Annotated in this window: 5 protein-coding genes; 4 read left to right on the forward strand and 1 reads right to left on the reverse strand. The window is 61.7% G+C overall.

Annotated elements, in window-relative coordinates:
- Positions 1 to 45 precede the first annotated feature (45 nt).
- The gene (gene bioB, locus AD665_RS18210; protein WP_053193056.1) at positions 46 to 1,101 is read right to left on the reverse strand and encodes a biotin synthase BioB; all 1,056 of its coding nucleotides are present in this window, start codon (positions 1,099 to 1,101) and stop codon (positions 46 to 48) included.
- A 91-nt stretch (positions 1,102 to 1,192) separates the two neighbouring features.
- Here bioB and AD665_RS18215 point away from each other — a divergent pair, with 91 nt between their 5' ends.
- The 4 genes from AD665_RS18215 to AD665_RS18230 all read left to right on the forward strand — a co-directional run bounded on the left by AD665_RS18215 (position 1,193) and on the right by AD665_RS18230 (position 5,910).
- A complete protein-coding gene (locus AD665_RS18215; RefSeq protein WP_053193057.1) occupies positions 1,193 to 1,933 on the forward strand; it encodes a ComFC family protein in 741 nt (246 codons plus the stop codon).
- Between the two features lie 56 nt (positions 1,934 to 1,989).
- Positions 1,990 to 2,754 carry a TOBE domain-containing protein gene (locus AD665_RS18220; RefSeq protein WP_024779417.1) on the forward strand — a complete coding sequence of 255 codons (765 nt, stop codon included), beginning with the start codon at positions 1,990 to 1,992 and terminating at the stop codon, positions 2,752 to 2,754.
- A gap of 67 nt (positions 2,755 to 2,821) precedes the next feature.
- Positions 2,822 to 4,723: a PhoX family protein gene (locus AD665_RS18225; RefSeq protein ID WP_053193059.1), complete on the forward strand. Its 1,902-nt coding sequence runs from the start codon at positions 2,822 to 2,824 to the stop codon at positions 4,721 to 4,723.
- Positions 4,724 to 4,935: 212 nt separating this feature from the next.
- Entirely contained in the window at positions 4,936 to 5,910 is a 975-nt protein-coding gene (locus tag AD665_RS18230; RefSeq protein WP_024779419.1) for a serine/threonine protein kinase, read from the forward strand.
- The last annotated feature ends 90 nt before the right edge of the window (positions 5,911 to 6,000 follow it).

The following is a 6,000-nucleotide window of genomic DNA, read 5'->3' on the forward strand; positions in this document are numbered from 1 at the left end:
TCACTCCCACAGGTCCCCCATTCCAAACAGAAAAATCGGGGTTGATCACACAGCCGCGTTATAGAACTGCTCGCTGCTCTTCTGCTCCACCAGCGCCTGTTCAATCGCGGCCTGGTGCACTTCGTCGGCATGTTCTTCGCGGGCTTCAGGCTGGATGCCCAGGCGAGCGAACAATTGCATGTCTTTGTCAGCCTGCGGGTTGGCGGTGGTCAGCAGTTTGTCGCCGTAGAAAATCGAGTTGGCGCCGGCCAGGAACGCGAGGGCCTGCATCTGTTCGTTCATCGCCTCGCGACCGGCGGACAGGCGGACATGGGATTTGGGCATCAGGATCCGCGCCACGGCGAGCATGCGGATGAAATCGAACGGGTCGACATCCTCGGCATTTTCCAACGGCGTGCCGGCGACCTTGACCAGCATGTTGATCGGTACCGACTCCGGATGCTCCGGCAGGCTCGCCAATTGGATCAGCAGGTTGGCGCGGTCATCGAGGGACTCGCCCATGCCGAGGATGCCGCCGGAGCAGATCTTCATCCCCGAATCACGCACGTAGGCCAGGGTCTGCAGGCGCTCGCTGTAGGTACGGGTGGTGATGATGCTGCCGTAGAACTCCGGAGAGGTATCGAGGTTATGGTTGTAGTAATCCAGGCCGGCCTGGGCCAGTGCCTCGGTCTGCTCCTGGTCGAGACGCCCCAGGGTCATGCAGGTTTCCAGGCCCATGGCCTTCACCCCTTTGACCATTTCCAACACATAGGACATGTCCTTGGCCGACGGATGCTTCCACGCCGCGCCCATGCAGAAACGGGTCGAACCGATGGCCTTGGCACGTGCGGCCTCCTCAAGGACCTTCTGCACTTCCAGCAGTTTTTCCTTGTCCAGCCCGGTGTTGTAGTGGCCGGACTGCGGACAATATTTGCAATCTTCCGGGCAGGCGCCGGTCTTGATCGACAGCAGCGTGGAAACCTGGACACGGTTGGCGTCGAAATGCGCGCGGTGCACGGTCTGCGCCTGGAACAACAGGTCATTGAACGGCTGGACAAAGAGTGCTTTGACTTCGGCCAAAGACCAGTCATGACGCAGGTTGGCAGTGGTGCTGGCGCTCATGGGTATTTCCTTGATTATGCTTGGCTGGCGACTGGGGGCACGCAATACCCACAGGCGCGACACGGATGTTCGGCATATTTAAGGAAGAGTCATGCGCTGTCAACCACGATACGATGGACCGGTTTACATCTGGTTAAAAAACAAACAGTCCTGCCTCCTGTGTGGTGAGGCCACCGACACTCAACAGCCGATCTGCACGCCTTGCGAAAGCGAACTGCCCTGGCTCGGTGATCAATGTGTCATCTGCGCCCTGCCGCTGCCCATGGCCGGCCTGCGTTGCGGGCAATGCACCGCGCAACCGCCAGCCTTCGAACGGGTCCTGGCACCCTGGGCTTATGATTTCCCGGTGGACAGCCTGATAACCCGTTTCAAGCACCAGGCAAAATGGCCTCTTGGTCGCCTCATGGGCGAACTGCTGGCGCAATCGCTGCAACATCATTTCGACGAAGGCCTGGAACCGCCCGACGCGCTGGTGCCGGTGCCGCTGGCAGGACGACGCTTGCGCCAGCGCGGGTTCAACCAGGCGACCTTGCTGGCGCGCTGGCTCGGTGCTGCGTTGCAGATTCCCTGCGAAGAACATCTGCTGCTGCGCATCCACGATACCCCGGCGCAACAGGCACTCGATGCCCGGGCCCGGCGCCGGAATCTGCGCCAGGCCTTCGCCCTGGCACCCGATGCGCCATTGCGCAATCGCCACCTGGCCCTGGTGGACGATGTGCTCACCACCGGGGCCACCGCCCAGACACTGGCCAAATTGATGCTCGACGGCGGTGCGGCCCGGGTCGATGTGTATTGCCTGGCGCGCACACCAAAACCCGGTGAACCGGCTTGACGCGCGGCGGCCCAGGCGCCAACGTCGTTCTTTCACTCTTGCGCGCAGTTTCCGCCATGTCATTACCCACGCTTCTGACCCAACACATTGTCCGGCGTCCGCAACGCATCGCCCTGTTGCAGCACATCGCCGAACAAGGCTCCATCACCCGTGCCGCCAAGAGCGCGGGTCTGAGCTACAAGGCGGCATGGGACGCCATCGATGAGTTGAACAACCTGGCGAACCAACCGTTGGTGGAGCGCAGCGTCGGCGGCAAGGGTGGCGGCGGTGCCAGGCTGTCGGAAGAAGGGCAGCGTGTGCTGCGCCTGTACCTGCGCCTGCAAGCCTTGCAGGCGCAGTTGCTGCAAGCGAGCGAAGACGCCGGCGACCTCGGCCTGCTGAGTCGCCTGATGCTGCGCACCAGCGCCCGCAATCAGTTGCACGGCAAAGTCCTCGGCATCGAAGCCCAGGGCCATAACGACCGGGTGCGCCTGGAATTGGCTCGAGGCCTGGTCATCGACGCGCAGATCACCCACGACAGCACGGTGCGCCTGGAGCTGGCCATCGGCACCGAAGTGGTGGCGTTGATCAAGGCCGGCTGGCTGGAATTGTTTCCCAGCGGCCCCTTGGAGAAATCGGGCATCAATGTTCTACAAGGCGTCATCGAACACATCGCCACGGCTGCCGATGGTCCCAGCGAGGTGCGTATCGGCTTGCCCAACGGCCAGACCCTGTGTGCCTTGGCCGATCCGCTCCAATTGCAAGCGCGCAACCTCGACATCGGCTCACCGGTGCAAGTGGTGTTTTCGGCGACGAATGTGTTGCTCGGGACCCCGCTATAAACGCACTGAAACAAAAGCTTCATCGACCCGCTTTAAGGTGACTGCCAAAACCAGCAGGGAGCCTGAGATGAGCCTATTAGAAGAAAACCAATCCACCGACCTGGAAAAGATCGTCGGCCTGAGCCGCCGTAGTTTCATCGGCGCCGGCGCCCTGTGTGGCGCGGCAATGTTCCTGGGCGGCAACCTGCTGAGCCGCAGCGCCCTGGCCGCAGCTGTCAGCGAAGGCAATAGCAAGTTGCTGGGCTTCGACAGCATCGCCGCGGCTACGACCGACACCCTCACCCTGCCACCTGGCTACAAATCCTCGGTCTTGATCAGTTGGGGCCAGCCTTTGCAGAAGAACGCACCCGCGTTCGACCCGAGTGGCAATGGCACTGCGCGCGACCAGGAAATGCAGTTCGGCGACAACAACGACGGCATGAGCCTGTTCCCGTTCCCCGGTGACGAGAACCGGGCGCTCATGGCGATCAATAACGAATACACCAACTACCGCTACCTTTTCGCTCATGGTGGCCAGCCGCAGTCGGCCGAAGACGTGCACAAGGCCCAGGCCAGCGAAGGCGTATCGGTGATCGAAGTGAAGCGCCAGGGCGGCCAATGGCAGTTCGTCCAGGCATCGCGCTACAACCGCAGGATCCATGGCAATACGCCGATTGAACTGAGCGGGCCGGCGGCCGGACATGATCTGCTGAAAACAAGCGCCGACAAGAGCGGCAAGAAGGTCCTCGGCACCTTTCAGAACTGCGCCAATGGCATGACGCCGTGGGGGACTTACCTGACCTGCGAAGAAAACTTCACCGACTGTTTTGGCAGCAGCAAGTCCGACTTGCAGTTCGATGAAGCGCAAAAGCGCTACGGCGCCACCGTTACCAGTCGCGAGATCAATTGGCACGTGTACGATCCACGCTTCGACCTGGCGAAGAACCCCAACGAACTCAATCGTCATGGCTGGGTGGTGGAAATCGACCCGTTCGATCCCGAGTCCACACCCGTGAAGCGCACAGCACTGGGGCGCTTCAAACACGAAAACGCCGCCCTGGCACAAACCAACGATGGTCACGCCGTGGTCTACATGGGCGACGACGAGCGTGGCGAATTCATCTACAAATTCGTCAGCCGCGAGCGCATCAATCACAAGAACGCCAAGGCCAACCGCAACCTGCTGGACCATGGCACCTTGTACGTGGCGCGCTTCGACGCCGGTGACGGTAATCCGGACCACCCGAAAGGCAAGGGCCAGTGGATCGAGCTGACCCATGGCAAGAACGGCCTCGACGCCAACAGCGGCTTCGCCGATCAGGCCGAGGTGTTGATCCATGCGCGTCTGGCCGCCAGTGCCGTGGGCGCCACACGGATGGACCGTCCGGAGTGGATCGTGGTCAGCCCGAAAGATGGCCAGGTCTATTGCACCCTGACCAACAACGCCAAGCGCGGCGAGGATGGCCAACCGGTGGGCGGTCCCAACCCTCGGGCGAAGAATGTCTATGGACAGATCCTGCGCTGGCGCACCGACCGCGACGATCATGCGTCCATGACCTTCAACTGGGACCTGTTCGTGGTGGCCGGCAACCCGACCGTACATGCCGGCACGCCGAAAGCCGGTTCGTCCAACGTCAACGCGCAGAACATGTTCAACAGCCCCGACGGCCTGGGATTCGACAAGGCTGGCCGACTGTGGATCCTGACCGACGGCGACGTCAGCAACACCGGTGATTTCGCCGGCATGGGCAACAACCAGATGCTCTGCGCCGACCCCAACAGCGGCGAAATCCGTCGCTTCATGGTCGGGCCGGTGGGCTGCGAAGTGACCGGCATCAGCTTCGCACCGGACCAGAAGGCCTTGTTCGTCGGAATCCAGCATCCGGGTGAAAACGGCGGCTCGACATTCCCCGAGCACCTGCCGAACGGCAAGCCGCGCTCGTCGGTGATGGTCATCACCCGCGGGGACGGCGGAATCATCGGCGCCTGATAAGGCCCTTGTGGGAGCGGGCTTGCTCGCGAAAGCGGATCGTCAGTCAACGTTGATGTCGACTGTTATTGCCCGTTCGCGAGCAAGCCTGCTCCCACAAGATACTGCGAGCACCCGAAATTGGTGCGACGGCCTCAGTCCACCTATCTGCCTGCGTCTGCGCTACCATGCAGGGCCGGACGCGGCAGCCCTGCCGCTGCGCAGGAGTCAGCATGTCCCATCCGTTCGAAACCCTCACGCCCGACCTGGTGCTCGATGCCGTAGAAAGTATCGGCTTCCTCAGCGACGCCCGTGTGCTGGCCCTCAACAGCTATGAGAACCGCGTCTACCAAGTCGGCATCGAAGACGCCGAACCGCTGATCGCCAAGTTCTATCGCCCCCAGCGCTGGACCAACGAAGCGATCCTGGAAGAACACAGCTTCACCTTCGAGCTGGCCGACTGCGAAGTGCCAGTGGTGGCGCCGTTGATTCACAACGGCGTCAGCCTGCATGAACACGCCGGGTTTCGCTTCACCCTGTTTCCCCGTCGTGGCGGCCGAGCACCGGAGCCAGGCAATCTGGACCAACTCTATCGCTTGGGGCAACTGCTTGGACGCCTGCATGCGGTAGGCGCCAGCCGTCCGTTCGAACACCGCGAGGCCCTGACCGTAAAAAACTTTGGCCACGATTCACTGGCTACCGTGCTGGAAAGCGGTTTCGTACCCCGTAGTCTGCTTCCGGCCTACGAGTCGGTGGCAAGGGATCTGCTCAAGCGTGTCGAAGAAATCTATGCTGTCACGCCCCATCAGAACATCCGCATGCACGGTGACTGCCACCCGGGCAACATGATGTGTCGCGACGAGGTCTACCACATCGTCGACCTGGACGACTGTCGCATGGGTCCGGCGGTGCAGGATCTGTGGATGATGCTGGCCGGTGACCGCCAGGCATGCCTGGGCCAGTTGTCGGAATTGATGGATGGCTACCAGGAGTTCCATGACTTCGATCCCCGGGAACTGGCACTGATCGAACCCCTGCGTGCCCTGCGCCTGATGCACTACAGCGCCTGGCTGGCTCGTCGCTGGGATGACCCGGCATTCCCCCGCAGCTTCCCGTGGTTTGGCAGCGAGCGCTATTGGGGCGACCAGGTATTGGCGTTGCGCGAACAGCTGGCGGCGCTCAATGAAGAGCCGTTGAAGTTGTTTTGAATAGCGCACTTCAACCATCACCACAATCTCCTGTGGGAGCGAGCCTGCTCGCGATCGCGGTGTGTCAGACAACATATTCGTAAGCTGATA

The organism is Pseudomonas corrugata, from assembly GCF_001269905.1.
Classification (GTDB): Bacteria; Pseudomonadota; Gammaproteobacteria; order Pseudomonadales; family Pseudomonadaceae; genus Aquipseudomonas; species Aquipseudomonas corrugata.